Here is a 19,015-nt window from a genome sequence, read left to right as displayed (position 1 = left end):
GATGTGTTCAACCATATGATTTACAAAGGAGAAAAGGTCATTGACCCTAAGAATTTGAAGGAACTGGATACGGCGAATGTAATTATTCCATATGGAGCTGATGGGGCAGAGGTGCCTTATCAGAAATACCGGGATGTGTTTAAAATCTTGTGTGCTATGGAAGATGAAAATGCGGTGTATCTGCTCCTGGGAGTGGAGAATCAATCCAATGTTCATTATGCAATGCCAGTGAAGAATATGGTTTACGATTCGCTGGAGTATGCAGCGCAGGTGCAGAAAGCAGAGGCTTCTCATAAAAAAGCGCGGAAGGAGAAAGAGCCTAAGGAGAAGAAACCGGATTCCGCAGAGTTTCTTTCAGGCTTTTACAGAGAAGACAGGCTGCTTCCGATTATAACAGTAGTTGTGTATTTCGGGGCTGATAGCTGGGATGCGCCTAGGTCGTTACATGAGATGTTGGTGGTACAGGATAAAAACATATTGTCGTTGGTTCCTGACTATCGGATTAATCTGATTGCACCAGGGGAGATGAGCGAAGATGAGTTGGAACATTTTACTTCTAATTTCCGGGAAGTGATGAAGTTCATCAAATATTCTGGTGATGGAGAGAAATTAGAGCGGTTTGTAAATGCGAATGCAGCATTTGAAAATGTGGATAGGAAGGCTGTCCGTGTAATGGAGGAGATGACTGGAATGAAGATAGAAAGAAAAGAAGAGGAAGAAACGGTGAATGTTTGTAAGGGACTTCGGGATTTACAGGAAAAGGGACGAGTTGAAGGAATCCAGATCGGTGCAGAACATGAACAGCGACTTACCAAAGCTCTGTTGAATGACAACCGCATCGACGACCTAAAGCGTGCCCTTGAAGATCCTGCCTTTCGCCAAACGCTCTTGGAAGAGTATGGAATTGACTAAACAGCTATAGAGGAGAGAACAAATTTTATGTGTGGTATCGTATCCTACACCGGCCATTCCCAGGCCGCGCCCATCCTTCTGGATGGTTTATCGAAACTGGAATACCGCGGCTATGACTCAGCCGGTCTTGCCGTTCGTGACGGGGAGAACAAAACGAAAATCGTAAAGGCGAAAGGCCGCCTGAAAGCGTTGGCGGAGAAAACCGATCATGGTCATGCCCTGGCTGGTACCTGTGGGATCGGTCACACTCGTTGGGCTACCCACGGCGAACCTTCTGAGACAAATGCCCATCCACATACCTCCGATGATGGAAATGTGGTTGGCGTTCACAATGGTATCATTGAGAATTATCAGGAACTGAAGAATAAGCTTCTTCGCAAGGGCTATGAGTTCTATTCTTCCACAGACACCGAAGTGGCAGTGAAGCTCATCGATTACTATTACAAGAAATATGAGCATACTCCGGTGGATGCCATCAACCATGCCATGGTCCGTATCCGCGGTTCCTATGCCCTGGCGGTCATGTTTCAGGATTATCCCGGGGAGATTTATGTTGCTCGTAAGGACAGTCCTATGATCATCGGCGTGGAGAACGGAGACTGCTATGTGGCTTCTGATGTTCCGGCAATTCTGAAATATACTCGCAATGTTTATTACATCGGAAACCTGGAGATGGCACGTCTGGCAAATGGGACCGTTACCTTTTATAATCTGGACGGAGATGAGATTGAGAAAAAGCCAACGCAGATCAAATGGGATGCAGAAGCAGCTGAAAAAGCAGGCTACGAGCATTTCATGCTGAAGGAGATCCATGAGCAGCCAAAAGCTGTTCAGGATACGTTGAATTCCGTATTAAAGGATGGTGCTATCGACCTGTCTTCTGTGGGACTTACTGAGGAAGAGCTTCAGTCTTTTTCACAGATATATATTGTGGCATGTGGTTCTGCCTATCACGTAGGCGTGGCATGTCAGTATGTGCTGGAGGATCTGGCGCAGCTGCCGGTACGTGTGGATTTGGCATCTGAGTTCCGTTACCGAAACATGCCTCTGGATCCCAACGGTCTGGTAATCGTGATCAGCCAGTCCGGCGAGACTGCAGACAGCCTTGCAGCCCTCCGTCTTGCAAAAAAGAAGGGGCTGAAAACCCTTGGAATTGTCAATGTGGTGGGAAGCTCCATTGCCCGGGAAGCAGATAATGTATTTTATACCCTTGCCGGTCCGGAGATCGCAGTTGCCACAACGAAGGCCTACAGCACCCAGTTGATCGCCGGTTATTGCCTTGCCGTTCAGTTTGCGCTGGTGCGCGGATGTATTTCCCAGGGGCGCTATCAGGATCTTATCTCCCAGCTTCAGTGCCTTCCTGAGCAAATCCAGAAGATCCTGGACGACAAGGAGCGGATCCAGTGGTTTGCTGCCAAACAGGCCAATGCCAGGGATGTGTTTTTCATCGGACGTGGACTTGATTATGCCATCAGCCTGGAAGGCAGCCTGAAAATGAAAGAGATCAGTTACATCCATTCTGAGGCTTATGCAGCAGGAGAGCTGAAGCATGGTACTATCAGTCTCATTGAGGACGGCACTCTTGTGATTGGTGTGCTCACCCAGTCTGAGCTTTATGAGAAAACCATTTCCAACATGGTAGAATGCAAAAGCCGCGGGGCTTATCTCATGGGACTGACTACATATGGAAATTATAATATTGAAGATACTGCTTCCTTTACCGTTTATGTTCCAAAGACAGAGGAGTGCTTTGCCACAAGCCTTGCGGTGATTCCGTTACAGCTTATGGGATATTACGTCAGCGTGGCAAAGGGACTTGACGTGGATAAGCCGAGAAATCTGGCAAAGAGTGTTACGGTAGAGTAAATTTGCAGCAGGCTTATGGGTGCGATGAGCAGAAACGGCAGATGTTTTTCGGGGGAAAAACAACAGGATGAGGTTATAAAAATGGGAAAATATTTTGGTACAGATGGCTTCCGCGGAGAGGCAAATGAAAACCTGACAGCAGATCATGCATATAAAGTAGGCCGTTTTCTCGGCTGGTATTACGGAGAACTGAAACGTCAGAACGGTGATGACACTCCGGCACGTATCATAATAGGAAAGGATACTCGCCGTTCCAGCTATATGTTCGAGTATACACTGGTTGGCGGACTGGTGGCTTCCGGTGCGGATGCATATCTTCTCCATGTCACGACCACACCTTCTGTGGCTTATGTGGCAAGAGTGGATGAATTTGACTGCGGTATTATGATTTCTGCAAGCCATAATCCATATTTCGACAATGGAATCAAGCTGATCAACGGAAACGGGGAGAAGATGGACGAGGAGACCATTTCCCTTGTGGAAACTTATCTGGATGGAAATCTGGAAGTTTTCGGGCAGAAATGGGAGGAGATCCCTTTTGCGAAAAAGGAAAAAATCGGCTGTACAGTAGACTATGTTTCCGGAAGAAACCGTTACATAGGATATCTGATCTCTCTGGGTGTCTATTCCTTCCGCGGCGTGAAGGTGGCGCTGGACTGTGCCAACGGAAGCTCCTGGAACATTGCCAAGGCTGTTTTTGACGCTCTCGGCGCCAAAACCTACGTGATCAACGCCCAGCCGGATGGCACCAACATCAACAACAATGCCGGTTCTACCCATATCGGGGGACTGCAGAAATACGTGGTGGAGAACGGAATGGACGTTGGTTTTGCCTATGACGGTGATGCAGACCGCTGTCTTTGCGTAGATGAGAAGGGCAACGTGATCACCGGTGACCACATTCTCTACATCTACGGAAAGTACATGAAAGAGCGCGGCAAGCTGCTGACCAACACTGTTGTCACCACCGTCATGTCCAATTTCGGTCTGTACAAGGCCTTTGATGAGCTTGGAATCGACTACGCGAAAACAGCCGTGGGAGACAAATATGTATATGAGTACATGATGAAAAACGGCTGCCGTATCGGCGGTGAGCAGAGCGGTCACATCATTTTCAGCAAATACGCCAGCACTGGGGATGGAATTCTTACCAGTCTGAAGATTATGGAAGTTATGATGGCGAGAAAGAAAAAGCTCAGCGAGCTTTCAGAAGGCTTCACCGTTTATCCTCAGGTGCTCACCAATGTGAGAGTGACCGACAAGAAGGCAGCGCAGGATGATGCAGATGTGCAGGCAGCTGTGAAGATGGTTACAGAAGAACTGGGTGATATCGGAAGAATCCTTGTCCGTGAGTCCGGAACAGAGCCGGTTGTGCGTGTTATGGTGGAAGCGGAAAGTGAAGAAATCTGCCAGAAGTATGTGGATATGGTTGTGAATGTAATTAAAGAAAATGGGTATGTGGCCGGATAAGGGCTGGATGCCGTGGATGCTGCCGCCCGGCGTGTGCTGGGCGGTGGAGGTGTATATAAGATAAGTTATAAAATAATATAACAATTGACCTTGGAGTTACAATGTTTTGAGGCACTTATGAAAATCACATACTTAGGGCTAGCTGTTGTATTTCATACTTTTCCAATATATTTTTCTTCCAGAAAAGAAAATAGTATGCTATCCTATATACATCATAAGAGTTTCAAACTTACATAAGCTCTTCTGAAAAAATCATAGAAGGTGGTGAAATCCATGGGAAGAAAGGATATCATCACAAAAGAGTACATGGAGGACACAGAAGTTTTTGCGGACGTGTTCAACCATATGATTTACAAAGGAGAAAAGGTCATTGACCCTAAGAATTTGAAGGAACTGGATACGGCGAATGTAATTATTCCATATGGAGCTGACGGGGCGGAGGTGCCATATCAGAAATACAGAGATGTGTTTAAAATCCTGTGTGCTATGGAAGATGAAAATGCGGTGTATCTGCTTCTGGGAGTGGAGAACCAGTCCAATGTTCATTATGCAATGCCAGTGAAAAATATGGTTTACGATTCGCTGGAATATGCAGCGCAGGTGCAGAAAGTAGAGGCTTCTCATAAAAAAGCGCGGAAGGAGAAAGATCCTAAAGAGAAGAAACCAGATTCCGCAGAGTTTCTTTCAGGCTTTTACAGAGAAGACAGGCTGCTTCCAATTATAACAGTAGTAGTGTATTTCGGGGCTGATAGTTGGGATGCACCCAGGTCGCTGCATGAGATGTTAATTGTACAGGACGAAAGCATGTTGTCATTGGTTCCTGACTATCGGATTAATCTGATTGCACCAGGGGAGATGAGTGAAGAGGAGTTGGAGCTTTTTACTTCTAATTTTCGTGAGGTAATGCAGTTTATTAAGTATTCAAAAGATACGGAGAAGCTGAGCCAGCTTGTGGAGGAGAATACTGCATTTGAAACTATGGACAGGAAGGCTGTTCGTGTAATGGAGGAGATGACTGGAATGAAGATTGAAAAAGAAGTTGAGGAAGAAAAGGTGAATGTTTGTAAAGCGATTCAAGGGATTGAGGAAAAGGGGCGAATCGCTGGATTGGCAGAGGGACGTGCTGCTGGGCTGGCGGAAGGAAAAGAGGCTTTGGAGCGTGAACAGAAACTTACCAAATTCCTGTTGTGCGATAACCGCATCGACGACCTAAAGCGTGCCCTTGACGATTCTGCTTTTCGCCAGAAACTTTTGGAAGAGTATGGAATTGATTAAAAAGATATAAAAACGAGACGTATACGCTAATGGTTTAAAAGCACATATTTTATAGATTTTTTTGCAGTTCCATGGTATCATTATTTCAAGCAAAAGCAATTGATACTGTGGAACTTTTTATCAGGAGTGTGTGTAATATGGGAAGTTATCTGAATCCTGGAAGTGCTTCTTTTCGCAATAGTCTGAGGTCCAAGATTTATGTGGATAAGAGTGAATTGATAGCCAGAACAAATGAATTGATCTGTACAGAGCAGAGATATGTATGTGTCAGCCGCCCGAGACGATTTGGAAAGTCTATGGCGGCTAATATGCTTGCTTCATATTATGAGAAAGAAGAAAATAGCGATGATTTGTTTGGCGGTTTGCGGATCAGCAGAGCAATCACATATAGAGACCATTTAAACCAATATGATGTTATCAAAATCAATATGCAGGAATTCCTGAGCGTTACCAACAGTGTAGATGAGATGCTGGGACGATTGAAGCGGTATTTACTGTTTGATTTGTTAGATGCTTATGGAAATCTGCACTTTCGGGATTCTGAAGATTTGATACAGGTGATGAAGGATATTTTTGCAAAAACAAAATGCCCTTTTGTGATTTTGATCGATGAGTGGGATTGTCTTTTCCGGGAATACAAGAAGGATAGAGAGGCACAGAAGAAGTATCTTGATTTTTTGAGAGTGTGGCTGAAGGATCAGGATTATGTTGCGCTGGCATATATGACAGGAATTTTGCCCATAAAAAAATATGGTTCTCATTCCGCTTTGAATATGTTCACAGAGTATTCTATGACAAATCCCCGTGAGATGGCTGAATTCTTTGGTTTTACAGAAGATGAAGTAAAAATGTTGTGTGCCCGGTACAAGAGAAGCTTTGAGGAAACAAAGGCCTGGTATGATGGCTACGAACTGATAACAGTAGAAGAGAATCAGAAAAAGATTTATTCCATGTATAGCCCGAAATCTGTAGTGGATGCAATGCTCAGTGGGGTGTTTGATAATTACTGGAATCAGACAGAAACCTATGAAGCACTTAAAACTTATATTAGATTGAATTATGATGGCCTAAAAGATTCTGTCATAAAAATGCTTGGAGGCGATAAGGTACAGATTAACACGGGAACTTTTTCGAATGATATGGCGACTTTTCAGGGAAAAGATGATGTATTGACCCTTCTGGTCCACCTTGGCTATTTGAGCTATCATTGGCCGGATAAAACTGTCTATATTCCCAATAAAGAAGTATCTCAGGAATATATAAATGCAATCAGCACTATGGAGTGGCCTGAGGTTATTGACTCTGTAGAAAATTCTAGAAAGCTGCTGGAAGCTTTGTGGAGAATGGACAGTGATACAGTGGCAAAGGGAATCGATAAAGTGCATCAGGAAGTATCTATCTTACAGTATAATGATGAGAATTCTTTGAGCTGTACGATCAATCTGGCATTTTATTTTGCAAGAGAGTACTATACAGTTATTCGAGAACTGCCAAGCGGGAAAGGGTTTGCAGATATTTGCTTTCTTCCCAGAAAGCTTCATCTGGACAAACCTGCAGCCATAATTGAACTTAAATGGAATAAAAATGCTTCCGGAGCAATTGCCCAGATTAAGAGACAGCAGTATAGTGAGGTGCTAAAAGATTATCATGGGGATTTGCTGCTGGCAGGTATTAATTACGATAAGAAGACGAAACTGCATGAGTGTGTGATTGAGAAATTTCAGAAATATTAAAATTCCTGGATTTACAGTATTTTATCATTATCGGAGTTAGAGGATTTCAAGTAAACATAGCGAGGAGAAACTATGATGAAAAATACATATAATGCTATGCTGAAAAATAGACCCAAAGAAAACGATGAACAAAATGCAATTGATTTTATACTGGCGGAATATAAGGATATTTCTGACGGTATAGTTATTGATGATACTGTAGACATAGGGGGGCCGCCAGCTATGGTTGTTGTAACGGATGCAGTACCTGCACAGTAAATCTGGAATGTGACAAATACAGAGCAAAAAATCTCGAAATTTTTAGATAAAAACAGACAGATAAAACTTGTGAAGCTCCTGTTTCCGTGTTATTATGAGCATAGAAATTTGAAGCAGCAAACAGCTGTGGAAATAAAGAAAAGATGTGAGAGAAAATGATGGAAACAATACAGGACGTACTTCAGCTGATTTTACAGGCCGATGATATCAAATATGTAAAAAATAGCGGTATATTGAATTATGGACTGGATTTGAAACAGGTGGTGGAACGTGAAATTGAATTGTCTGTTTGCAAGGGTGATAAGGAAATATTGCTTGCGATGAATTATGACATAGAGCAATGCTCTGTTCAATTTCAGATTGTAGACTGCACGGAGGAAGAGGAGAAGAAGATTATAGATCTGGATTTTGCTTTAAACGGTGCCGAAGCTACGGTGGATTTTACAAAAGCGCTTAATTTATATTTGTTGAGTATCGGCTATATTGACGAAGGCAACCTGGAAGAGTATCGCCAGAAGGTCAGCCGCCTGAGCTGAGAATAATATGTGAGGCGTAAATCAGTAACAATAAAAAAACAGCTCCCTGCGTGGTCAGAGAGCTGTTTTTTATTATACACCAGGATTATTTAACTGTAACGGTGATGTATTTGTTTACTGTCTTGTAGTTTTTAGCTTTAACAGTAACTTTTACCTGATAGGTACCTTTCTTGGTTCCCTTAGCAACTACGATCTTACCGTTTTTGTTAACTTTGATCTTGGAGTTGTTTGTTGTGTAAGAAACTTTACCAGTTTTCTTAGTTACTTTGATAGCTTTCTTAAGAGTCTTGCTACTCTTCTTAACTGCAGAAGCCTTTACAGTATACTTATCAGCAGACTTTAAGGTTACCTTCTGAGTTTTAGCTTTGATCTTGTAAGTAAGAGTCTGTGTATATCCGGCATATTTTCCTTTACCGATGATGGTAACTTTGTATGTTCCGGCATTCTTACATGTTTTAACTTTTACTGTGTAGTATTTAGCTTTGATTGTTTTTCCAGCTTCATTCTTAACTACAACCTTTGGCTGCTGTTTCTTACCAGTGTAAGTTACAGTTTTCTTGGTAAGAGAAGCATTGAAAGATGTTTTTACAGGTGAATCTGCTGCAAAAACAGTAGTGCTGATGAGAAGCATCATTACTGCAGCCAGGATAGTTACAGCTACTTTTTTGAATGATTTCATTGGTAACACCCTCTATTTCTTAATTTAATGTATTTAATAAACGGTCTCCCCACGCAGACCCGTTTATCCAGAAGTTGAGTTGCTGTAAACAAAGTTCACAGCCGGTAAAAATAGTACAAACGGTTATTTTCCGGTAGAATTCTTATCTGCAGCAGCGGAGTCAGAGCTGTTTTTTTTATCCTTAGGCTCATAACCATAGCCGTATCCATAACCATAACCGTATTTTCCATAGCCATACTTGCCATAAGCACGTCCCTTTACATCGGCACGGTTCAGAACTGTACCGAGGAGCTTGCAGCCAGACTGCTGGATCTCATAAAGAGACTGCTTGATCAGAGTACGCGGTGTGGTACCGGCACGTACAACCAGAACTGCGCCGTCGCACAGAGAAGCGATAAGCGCTCCATCTGATACACTGCCAAGCGGCGGGGAATCTATAATAACAAAACGGTAATTCTCTGAAAGAGTATTCAGAAGCTCTTTGAAACGAACATCTTCCAGAAGAGCGGAAGGATTCTCAAGGAGCTGTGTACACGGAACCATATAGCCGTTTGGAATATTGGTACTGTATATAACGTCCTCATATTCTGCCATACCGGAAAGATAGTGGTTCAGTCCCATAGTAGTGTCATCGTCGTAGTCCATCTGAAAACGTGTTTTCATAACGGATTTACGAAGGTCAACGTCTACCAGAACAGTAGGAAATCCTGCTTCTGCAAGCATTTTCCACAGGTAGGAGGAAATGGTACTCTTACCTTCATTAGGCTGGCAGCTGGTCAAAAGGATCTTGCGGGTATTTTTACCGCAGAATTTAATATTAATACGAAGTCGGTTCATCGCTTCGGAAACTGCATAGGGCAGCTCCGGAAGGTTTACATTAAGCTGGTTCATTATTTCGTACGACCTCTCTTTCTGCCGCGTCTGCGGTGCTGCTCCTCATCCAGATCGATTACCTGATCGCTGTCAGGGATAGTGGTAAGAGGTACCAGCCCAAAATATTTTTCCATATCATCTGCAGTATGAATGGTGTCATCCATCAGATATTTTACAATAAAGAATGCTGCACAGATGAGAAGTCCAAGCAGGGCACCGATTATGGTGAACTTGGTATAGCTTGGAGCCACTTTACTCTCAGGAAGTTTGGCAGGCTGTGCCAGATTCGGAGCAAGTGTGCTCATGGTATCCGGGAGATAATCAATGGCTTCCTCAGCCATAGTTTCAGCCAGATCCATAGCCATCTGCGGATCGGTAGAAGTAGCGGTGATCTCCAGAATACGGGTATCGCTTGGGTTGTTCAGTGAAAAAGCTTTAGCCAGTTCATCGGATGTAGAATCCAGATTCAGACGGTCAATAACACGGTTTAGTACCGGATAGCTGAGCATCAGCTGTTCATAGTCTGCAGTCAGGGAAGTACCAAGATTCAGGTCACTTAAATTGACTACAGAATCGTCTGAGGCAGATACTACGTAAAGCTTGGCTGTGGATTCATAGGTAGGTGCGATAAAGAAAAGGGAATACGCACCCAGAAGTACAGCGCCTGCAATAAGACTGATCAGCAGATAACGCCATTTGTCTAACAAGACGTTGCCTAGATCCACAAGGTCGATTTCCACCTCGTCGTTTGTGAGTTCTTCGTTCATGTCGGGTCTCCTTAATTTTGTTTATTGTAGCTGTTTAGAATCTTCTCTTCTCCGATTTATTTTCTAACAGGAAAATTATTTCTTTTCCTTATAAAAAAGCGAAAGGATCGCTTCCTGAAGGCTGTTCGGATCAGGAGTGAAAGTCTGCCAGCCATCCTCGTCGAAGTCGGCAGTTCCTTCTATGGATACTTTCTCCTCCTCTTTCTCATCGGAAAGAAGAAGGGCAAGACGGGAAAACTTCTTGGCACTGATGTTGGTAGTCATGTAGTCCTCAAGTGCATGATAAAGATCCAGCGGGAACGTCTTATCTTCACTGCATTTCGCCTGGAAAACAGGCTTGAAAGCTTCCTCGTACTGGGCCTGACGGCTCATCCGGTTCTCGTTCAGTCCGTCGGCAACGGTCTTGCGCTCACGGATGAAGCGCTCAGCGTCCTTACCGTGCAGAGTTACGGTCTGTCCCTTGATCAGTGTGTCACTGTCCGGGAAATCATCCTCGATGGTGACGGTGACACCGCCAACCATATCATTTACCACTTCAATGGCGCTCATGTTTACCATTGCAAAGCCGTCAATCTTGTGACCGCCAAGGAGCGTGGAAACTGCATCCACAGTATTCTCTGCACGGGTCTCATGATCCAGGCTCATGGCGTGTGCCAGGGAAATCTGGCATTCTGTGGTATCTATGTAAGAGCCGTCATCTGCAAGGCTCTTCACCGGAGTCATGGTGTTCCGGTCGATGGTGAGAAACTTGCAGGTGTCTGTGCTTCTGTCGCGGACAAGCACAAGCAGCACATCACACTGACCGGTGCCGTCGTATTCCTTGATCTCGGTTACCTTATCCGGAGAATCAATTCCGGCGAAAAGGTAAGTCTCAAGATTCCCTTTCGGAACATAGGTAACACCTTTATAAGTAATCTGGTCAGTATCCTGTGTGGAAGAGGATGCGCTCCGGGTCACAGCATGGCTGTTGGCAGAAGTGAGAACACCTGCAGCTGAGCCTATGCCAAGAACGCCGGCGGCAAGTCCTATGGCGAGATATTTTATTTTTTTATTTTTATTCTGTCTGGAAATTTGATTATGACGCATTGATTCCTTTCTGCAGACCGAGGTATACTTCGCAGCTGTTCACTGGTAATGCTCCCCAAAATATCTTGCAGAACATTACCAATGAACAGTACCTGTAAACCATCACTCTGAAAATTACATATTGACAAAACTTAGAATCTGTTATTTACTTCACATTATAAAATATCATATTGTATAAATACTATATTGCTTTACCACAATATGTACTGATTTTATCACGGTTTGGTCTGGATATCAACCTGCTCTGTCATTTTTGGGCAAAATAAGGTGACGAAAAAAATCGTTTTCCTCTGGGATTTTTTGTGCTATACTTATACGACGTATAGATTTCAGAGGAAATTTACTGGAGGAAAAAATGGAAAATCGCGAACGATATAAGAGACTGATCATGTTTTTGGCGTCTGCGGTGATTATAGCTATTGAAACATTGCTTTTCGCCTATATCTGGTATAAATTTTATGCCCACAAGGAGGTCATCGGCAGACGCTTTGACAGAGGTAATCAGGTAGTCATCGGTCTGTATGTGCTGATGATATACTTCTTTTACAAAATTTACGGTGGTTTTAAGGTGGGTTATCTGCGGGTATTTGAAGTAATCTATTCCCAGATCCTATCTGTGTGCTGCGTGAATTTTATTACTTATTTACAATTGTGCCTGATCGGCCGCTGGCGTCTGGGAGAGCATCTGACACCTATGCTGGCTATGACGGGGATTGATCTGGTGATCGTTGTCATATGGGTGGTTGGTATGCGTTATGTGTACACCAGACTGTATCCGCCCAGACAGATGCTGATGATTTATGGCGGACGTAATCCGGGAGATTTAAGGAATAAGTTTGAGACCAGAGAGGATAAATATGCCATTAAAGAAATGACACCCCTTTCCCTTGGCATTGACGTGATCAAGGAGAAGATCAACGGATATAAAGCAGTTGTGATCGGGGATATCCCGTCCCACGAACGAAATCTTCTTCTGAAATACTGCTTTGAGAAGGATATCCGCTGTTATTCTATTCCGAAGCTTTCTGATATTATGCTCCGAAATGCAGACGACATTCATTTATTTGATACCACGCTTCTTCTTTCCAGAAACCTGCGTCTGACAGCAGAGCAGCTGTTTTTCAAAAGAATTGTGGATATTATATTTTCCCTGGCGGGGCTTGTGATCGCATCTCCGTTTATGATTCTGATCGCACTTGCAATTAAGCTTTATGATGGCGGTCCTGTTTTTTATAAGCAGCCGCGTCTTACGAAGGATAAGCAGATCTTTATGATCCTGAAATTCAGAAGCATGAAGATGGACTCTGAAGTGAAGGGTGCCCAGCTGGCGAAGAAAGAGGATGACAGGATCACACCGGTCGGGAAGCTTATCCGCCGGATCCATTTTGATGAGCTGCCACAGATTTTTAATATCCTGAAAGGTGATATGTCTCTGGTAGGTCCAAGACCGGAGCGGCCGGAGATTGCTGCACTGTATAGTGAGAGGATTCCTGAATTTGATTACCGCCTGAAAGTGAAGGCCGGACTTACCGGTTATGCCCAGGTTTATGGTAAATACAACACGACACCTTATGATAAGCTGAAACTGGATCTCACCTATATTGAGACCTATTCTCTGAAGCTGGATCTGAAGCTTCTGATGCTTACCTTCAAAATCCTTTTCCAGAAGGAAAATACAGAAGGGGTTGAGGCATGGCAGAAGACAGCCGGCCAGGAGAAAAATGAGGAGAATGATTAAGACTGAGACTGAGGAGGAAATTTTATGTGTGGAATTGTTGGTTATGTAGGAGATGAACAGGCGGCACCGATTTTGCTGACAGGCCTTTCCAAGCTGGAGTACAGAGGCTATGATTCAGCCGGTATCGCAGTTCGAAACGAGGCAGCTGATAAGATCGCAATCGTAAAGGCGAAAGGGCGCCTGAAAACTCTGATCGAGAAGACAGACGGCGGCTCAGCCGTACCGGGTACCTGCGGTATCGGTCATACCCGCTGGGCGACTCATGGAGAGCCTTCTGAGACAAATGCCCATCCTCATTGTACAGATGATAGGTCCGTAGTACTTGTTCATAATGGAATTATCGAGAATTATCAGGAGCTGAAGGCGAAGCTTCTTCGTTCCGGCTATACGTTCTATTCTCAGACAGATACAGAAGTGGCTGTGAAGCTGGTAGATTACTACTATAAGAAAACCGGAACCCCGTTGGAAGCAATCTCCAGAGCAATGCTCCGTATCCGCGGTTCTTATGCTTTTGGTGTTATTTTCAAGGACTATCCGGGTAAACTGTTTGCAGCCCGCAAGGACAGTCCGCTGATCATTGGAAAGAGCGAGAACGGAAGCCTTATCGCTTCTGATGTTCCTGCGATACTGGATCAGACAAGAAGGGTTTATTATATCGGCAATCTTGAAATTGCGGAGCTTTCCCGTGATGAGATCCATTTCTATAATATTGACCGTGAAGAGATTGAGAAAGACGTTGTGGAGATCCAGTGGGATGCAGCAGCTGCTGAGAAGGGCGGCTATGAGCACTTTATGCTGAAAGAGATCCATGAGCAGCCGAAGGCCGTTCAGGACACCATTGGCGCTTATGTAAAAGAGGGACACATTGACTTTTCTGAGACAGGACTTACAGATGAGAAGCTGGCTTCTCTTAAGCGAATCTATATCATCGCATGCGGTTCTGCTTACCATGTTGGCATGGTTGGCAAATATGTGATCGAATCCATGGCGAAGATCCCGGTTGAGGTGGATGTGGCTTCTGAGTTCCGTTACCGTGATCCGATTCTTGTGGAGGATTCCATGGTGGTTATTATTTCCCAGTCTGGAGAGACCGCAGACAGCCTGGCTGCCCTTCGTCTTGCCAGGGATAGAAATGTTCCGGTACTTAGCGTAGTCAATGTTGTAGGTTCCAGCATTGCAAGAGAGAGCGATTATACGTTATATACTTATGCAGGACCTGAGATTTCTGTTGCCACCACCAAGGCTTACAGCACCCAGCTGATCGCCATGTATCTGCTGGCTATCCAGAGCGCTTTTGTCCAGGGAAAGTTTGAGGAGGGAAAAGTGACCCGTCTGCTTGCTGAGATGGAGACCCTGCCGGACAAGATCAGCCGTGTTCTGGATGATAAGGAGCGTATCCAGTGGTTTGCAAGCAAGTATGCAAATGCCCATGATATTTTCTTCATCGGACGAGGAATTGACTATGCTATCAGCATGGAAGGAAGCCTGAAGATGAAGGAGATCAGTTATATTCATTCTGAGGCTTACGCAGCAGGTGAGCTGAAGCACGGAACTATCAGCCTTGTAGAGGATGGTACTCTGGTGATCGGTGTGATGACGCAGAAGGATCTTTTTGAGAAGACACTGAGCAATATGGTTGAGGTAAAGAGCCGTGGTGCTTATCTGATGGGACTGACCAGCTATGGCAATTACAGTATTGAGGATACCGCTGATTTCTCCGTATATGTTCCCAAGACGGAGAAGTATTTCACAACCAGCCTTGCAATTGTTCCGCTGCAGCTGATGGGATATTATGTCAGCGTAGCGAAGGGCCTGGATGTGGACAAGCCGAGAAACCTGGCAAAATCTGTTACTGTAGAATAATGTTATTAAATTACTGAATTATATTTCTGAACAACAGAAAAAAGACAATATTGTTATAAACGTAAACATGGCGCGGAGAAGTGGCTTCTTCGCGCTGTTTATTTGGAAATGAAATAGTGGGATTGTTCGAACAAAATGGGGCGTGAAAAAGATATGGAAGAAAAAAGGCACAGGATCATAGGTACTGCCGGACATATTGATCATGGTAAAACCTGGCTGGTCAAGGCGCTGACAGGCACGGATACGGATCGCCTGGCAGAGGAAAAAAGGCGGGGGATTACAATTGAAAATGGTTTTGCGTTTCTGAAATTTCCGGATGGCAGGGAAGCAGGGATTATTGACGTGCCAGGTCATGAAAAATTTATAAAGAATATGCTGGCCGGAGCTGGCGGAATGGACATTGCCATGGTAGTGATCGCAGCGGATGAGGGAGTTATGCCTCAGACCAGGGAACATCTGGCAATACTTTCCCTGCTTGGTATTCAACAGGGTGTGATTGTACTCACCAAAGGCGACCTGGAATGGAAAAAGGGACTTGACCAGGAAATCAGGGAATTTGCAGAGGGAACATTTCTGGAAAATGCGGATGTGGTAGTGACCAGTGCTGTGGATGGGCGTGGAATTGAGGAACTGCGCAGGGTGTTGTGGAAACTGTGCACCGCCGGAAAAACCACGGGAAATCAGAAGCTTTCCCGAAAAGAAGGTGACAGCTGCACAGGCAGAATAGGTACAAAAGGATCTGCGTTTCGTCTGCCCATAGATCGTGTGTTTTCTTTAAAGGGTTTTGGAACCGTAGTGACAGGGACGCTGCTTGATGGCAGTTTAGGCTTGAATTATGACACTATGCTTTATCCCAGGGCTGAAAGGGTAAAAATCCGAGGAATTCAGGTGCATGGACAGGAAGTATCCGAAGCTGCTCCGGGACAGCGGGTGGCAGTGAACCTTCCGGGGATTGGAAAAGAGCATATCTCCCGGGGAGAAATTCTGGCAGCAGCAGGAAGTATGGAAGGTACCATGATAGCAGATGTACGGCTGCAGCTGTTGAAATCAGGACAGCGTTCTTTAAAAAGCGGTACCCGTGTTCATCTTTATCATGGGGCAGCAGAACTGGTGTGTAAAATAATTCTGTTTGACAGAGTAGTGCTGAAGCCTGGTGAAGAGGCCATAGTCCAGCTTCGGATGGAGCAGGTGACGGCAATGAAAGCAGGAGATCATTTTGTTATAAGATTTTATTCGCCAGTAGAAACCATTGGCGGTGGAGTTGTGCTGAATCCCAATGGGGTAAAAAGGAAAAAAGGACAGAATGCAGATGCTGCTGTTCATTGCGCATGTACGGGAAAGGAAAGAAAAAAAGCACATGCTGCAGGAAAAATAACAGAAGAAATATGTGGAAATTCTGTCTTTTTGCAGCTGCAGGAATTATATCTGAAATCGGGCTTTAAGCCTCCGCTGACAGATGAAGTGAAGAAAGTATTTTCCGGTGAGCGGGATTTTTCAGAAGTGTTCTTTGCCATGGTGCGGGACGGTGTTCTTGTACGGTTTGACGAGAAGCATTATATGTACCGGGAAATACGGCAGAAAGCCCTGGATATGGTATATCAGTTATTTAAAGAAAAGGGTATGATCCAGACTGGAGATTTTCGTGACCGTCTGGGAATATCCCGTAAATGTGCGATCATACTGCTGGAGGGGTTTGACAGAGAGCGGATTACAGTTATGGAAAATGGAGGAAGAGTGTTAAAACGAAACTTGCAGCAGGCAGATCGGTCTCAATGAGAAGAGTAAGAATGGAAAGCTGGGTACGTTTTTTGGCGGGAACATATGGGAATCGAACCCATCCGGGACGGGATTAGCGCCCCACACTGGTTTTGAAGACCAGGAGGCACACCGGCACCTATCTGCTCCCAGTGAGAGTATAGCGGAGATTGGAAGCTTCGTCAACCACAGTCTTTGGGTCAGAAACCTTTCTTTGATTTCCTATTGACTAAGAGGGGGCAGATAAAGTAGAATAGTATTATTCGGGATAGTGTACCTTGTAGCCTTTTTCAAACATGCTCTGGTATGGAGGAGCTGTTGAATTGGGCTGTGTTTTGCATATCCCGATTATAATGGATGTTTTCACATTACCAGATTACAGTATTGAAGAATATCCGAAGAGGAGAAAAATATGGCAGAGACAGTTAGAGTTGTAGTAGATGCCATGGGCGGAGACAACGCTCCGGCAGAACCAGTGAAAGCAGCTGTAGAGGCTGTTGCCGAGAGGGAAGACATTGATGTGATCCTTACCGGCAGGCAGGATGTAATTGAGAAAGAGCTGAGTAAATTTCAGAATTACCCCAAGGAAAGAATCCAGATCGTGAATACCACAGAGGTGATCGAGACAGCAGAGCCTCCGGTTCTGGCGATCCGTAAGAAGAAAGATTCTTCCATTGTGGTAGGACTGAATCTTGTGAAGAAGCAGGAAGCAGAAGCATTTGTTTCCTCTGGAAGCTCAGGCGCCATTTTAGTAGGTGGTCAGGTGATCGTAGGAAGAAGCAAAGGAGTACAGCGTCCGCCGCTGGCACCCTTGATTCCTACCCAGAATGGTGTGTCACTTCTTATTGACTGCGGTGCGAACGTAGATGCCAGACCAGAGCATCTGGTACAGTTTGCGAAGATGGGTTCCATCTATATGGAAGACGTGGTTGGAATCAAGAACCCTCGTGTTGCCATTGTAAACATTGGTGCAGAGGAGGAGAAGGGAAATGCCCTTGTGAAGGAGACGTTCCCTCTTTTGAAGGAATGTCCGGGGATCAATTTCATCGGAAGTATTGAAGCAAGGGATATTCCGGCTGGTTATGCAGATGTGATTGTCTGCGAGGCTTTTGTTGGAAACGTGATCCTGAAGCTTTATGAAGGACTTGGAAGTACCTTTATAAAGATGCTTAAAACCGGCCTTATGAAAGACACCCGCAGCAAGGTTGGAGCTCTTCTGGTGAAACCGGCCGTCAAAGAAACCATGAAGGCATTTGATGCAAGTGAGTACGGCGGAGCTCCTCTTCTGGGTCTTAAGGGACTGGTTGTGAAGACACACGGCAGTGCCAGGGCAGTTGAGATCCGTCACGCTATTTTTCAGTGTGTTCAGTTCAGACAGCAGAAGATCAATGAGAAAATCGCTGCCCATATGGTGGAAGAGACACCAGAAAAAGCATGATCATCCATGCATTGCAGCAGACTCTTCGGCAAAGACCTGCCGGGGGGCTGCCAGCTAGTCAGAGGGAAGGAAGTTTATCATGGAAAAAAAGTTAAAAGCATTGGAGAACCGGATCGGTTATGAGTTCAGGAACAGAAACCTTCTGATCCTTGCACTGACACATAGTTCCTATGCAAACGAGAAGAAGCTTGGTAAGGCAGGCTGCAACGAGCGTCTGGAGTTTCTTGGAGATGCAGTTCTGGAGCTGATCAGCAGTGATTTTCTCTATAAGAAATTCACCCAGATTCCAGAGGGCGAATTGACCAAGAAGAGAGCCAGCCTGGTTTGCGAACCCAGTCTTGCTTATTGTGCAAGAGATTTCGGACTGCCGCAGTATCTGCTCCTTGGAAAAGGTGAGGATATGACCGGTGGAAGAAACCGTGACTCTATTGTTTCCGATGCAACAGAGGCTCTGCTTGGAGCTATCTATCTGGACGGTGGTTTTGCTAGCGCAAAGGAGTTTGTTCTGAAATTCATTCTGAACGATCTTGAGAATAAACAGCTCTTTTATGATAGCAAGACCATCCTGCAGGAAATCGTACAGGAGAAGGGAACCCATCTTGTGGAGTACCATCTGATAAAAGAAGAAGGCCCGGATCACAATAAAAGCTTTACCGTGGATGTGCTTGTCAGCGGTCATGTGATGGGTACCGGAGTAGGACATACCAAGAAAGCTGCCGAACAGGAAGCTGCTTACCAGGCAATCCGGAAGATGAGAAAATAATAA

16 protein-coding genes and 1 tRNA gene are annotated in these 19,015 nt (G+C 44.7%); 12 read left to right on the top strand and 5 right to left on the bottom strand.

From position 1 onward, the window contains the following. From I4V84_RS01170 to I4V84_RS01140, 7 genes are all read left to right on the top strand, one after another. The coding region (locus I4V84_RS01170) for an Rpn family recombination-promoting nuclease/putative transposase (RefSeq protein ID WP_207748606.1) at positions 1–912 on the top strand (912 nt) is incomplete at its 5' end. A 27-nt stretch (positions 913–939) separates the two neighbouring features. Continuing rightward, positions 940–2,778, top strand: a complete 1,839-nt coding sequence (glmS, locus tag I4V84_RS01165; protein ID WP_195991061.1) for a glutamine--fructose-6-phosphate transaminase (isomerizing) — start codon at positions 940–942, stop codon at positions 2,776–2,778. An 81-nt stretch (positions 2,779–2,859) separates the two neighbouring features. Continuing rightward, positions 2,860–4,248, top strand: coding sequence for a phosphoglucosamine mutase (glmM, locus tag I4V84_RS01160; RefSeq protein WP_195991060.1), 1,389 nt, complete (start codon positions 2,860–2,862; stop codon positions 4,246–4,248). A gap of 273 nt (positions 4,249–4,521) precedes the next feature. Beyond that, positions 4,522–5,523, top strand: a complete 1,002-nt coding sequence (locus I4V84_RS01155) for an Rpn family recombination-promoting nuclease/putative transposase (protein WP_195991059.1) — start codon at positions 4,522–4,524, stop codon at positions 5,521–5,523. 137 nt (positions 5,524–5,660) lie between these two features. Continuing rightward, complete coding sequence (locus I4V84_RS01150; protein WP_148463703.1) at positions 5,661–7,256, top strand: AAA family ATPase; 1,596 nt, start codon at positions 5,661–5,663, stop codon at positions 7,254–7,256. 72 nt (positions 7,257–7,328) lie between these two features. Then, on the top strand, positions 7,329–7,514 hold the full coding sequence (locus I4V84_RS01145) for a hypothetical protein (RefSeq protein ID WP_195991058.1): 186 nt from the start codon (positions 7,329–7,331) through the stop codon (positions 7,512–7,514). Positions 7,515–7,669: 155 nt separating this feature from the next. Further along, a complete protein-coding gene (locus I4V84_RS01140; protein WP_195991057.1) occupies positions 7,670–8,050 on the top strand; it encodes a hypothetical protein in 381 nt (126 codons plus the stop codon). Positions 8,051–8,135: 85 nt separating this feature from the next. Here the strand turns inward: I4V84_RS01140 and I4V84_RS01135 are convergent, their stop codons facing one another. The 4 genes from I4V84_RS01135 to I4V84_RS01120 form a co-directional block, all read right to left on the bottom strand. Continuing rightward, positions 8,136–8,729, bottom strand: coding sequence for a hypothetical protein (locus tag I4V84_RS01135; RefSeq protein ID WP_173717716.1), 594 nt, complete (start codon positions 8,727–8,729; stop codon positions 8,136–8,138). Between the two features lie 123 nt (positions 8,730–8,852). Continuing rightward, a complete protein-coding gene (locus I4V84_RS01130; protein WP_173717717.1) occupies positions 8,853–9,620 on the bottom strand; it encodes a CpsD/CapB family tyrosine-protein kinase in 768 nt (255 codons plus the stop codon). Next, a complete protein-coding gene (locus tag I4V84_RS01125; protein ID WP_173717718.1) occupies positions 9,620–10,369 on the bottom strand; it encodes a Wzz/FepE/Etk N-terminal domain-containing protein in 750 nt (249 codons plus the stop codon). The genes I4V84_RS01130 and I4V84_RS01125 overlap by 1 nt, the downstream gene beginning before the upstream one ends. Before the next feature lie 75 nt (positions 10,370–10,444). After that, on the bottom strand, positions 10,445–11,455 hold the full coding sequence (locus I4V84_RS01120; protein ID WP_173717719.1) for an LCP family protein: 1,011 nt from the start codon (positions 11,453–11,455) through the stop codon (positions 10,445–10,447). Positions 11,456–11,810: 355 nt separating this feature from the next. On the opposite strand from I4V84_RS01120, the gene I4V84_RS01115 reads away from it, so the two are divergent. The 3 genes from I4V84_RS01115 to selB all read left to right on the top strand — a co-directional run bounded on the left by I4V84_RS01115 (position 11,811) and on the right by selB (position 16,832). Next, positions 11,811–13,193: an exopolysaccharide biosynthesis polyprenyl glycosylphosphotransferase gene (locus I4V84_RS01115; RefSeq protein WP_195991056.1), complete on the top strand. Its 1,383-nt coding sequence runs from the start codon at positions 11,811–11,813 to the stop codon at positions 13,191–13,193. 24 nt (positions 13,194–13,217) lie between these two features. Beyond that, complete coding sequence (glmS, locus tag I4V84_RS01110) at positions 13,218–15,056, top strand: glutamine--fructose-6-phosphate transaminase (isomerizing) (RefSeq protein ID WP_195991055.1); 1,839 nt, start codon at positions 13,218–13,220, stop codon at positions 15,054–15,056. A 153-nt stretch (positions 15,057–15,209) separates the two neighbouring features. Continuing rightward, positions 15,210–16,832: a selenocysteine-specific translation elongation factor gene (gene selB / locus I4V84_RS01105; RefSeq protein ID WP_195991054.1), complete on the top strand. Its 1,623-nt coding sequence runs from the start codon at positions 15,210–15,212 to the stop codon at positions 16,830–16,832. A gap of 33 nt (positions 16,833–16,865) precedes the next feature. Here the strand turns inward: selB and I4V84_RS01100 are convergent. Then, positions 16,866–16,962 (bottom strand) — tRNA-Sec (locus I4V84_RS01100). A 261-nt stretch (positions 16,963–17,223) separates the two neighbouring features. Between I4V84_RS01100 and plsX the strand changes: the two genes are divergently transcribed. Both plsX and rnc read left to right on the top strand, forming a co-directional pair. Then, positions 17,224–18,249: a phosphate acyltransferase PlsX gene (gene plsX / locus I4V84_RS01095; protein WP_195409856.1), complete on the top strand. Its 1,026-nt coding sequence runs from the start codon at positions 17,224–17,226 to the stop codon at positions 18,247–18,249. Positions 18,250–18,328: 79 nt separating this feature from the next. Continuing rightward, positions 18,329–19,012 (top strand): ribonuclease III, encoded by a 684-nt coding sequence (gene rnc / locus I4V84_RS01090; RefSeq protein WP_118578867.1) that lies wholly within the window; start codon positions 18,329–18,331, stop codon positions 19,010–19,012. Positions 19,013–19,015: the final 3 nt, after the last annotated feature.

The organism is Ruminococcus sp. 1001713B170207_170306_F1 (assembly GCF_015668065.1).
GTDB classification, from domain to species: domain Bacteria; phylum Bacillota; class Clostridia; order Lachnospirales; family Lachnospiraceae; genus Blautia_A; species Blautia_A faecis.
The sequence above is the reverse complement of the archived record's forward strand: the minus strand, read 5'-3'. Positions and strand labels throughout refer to the sequence as shown.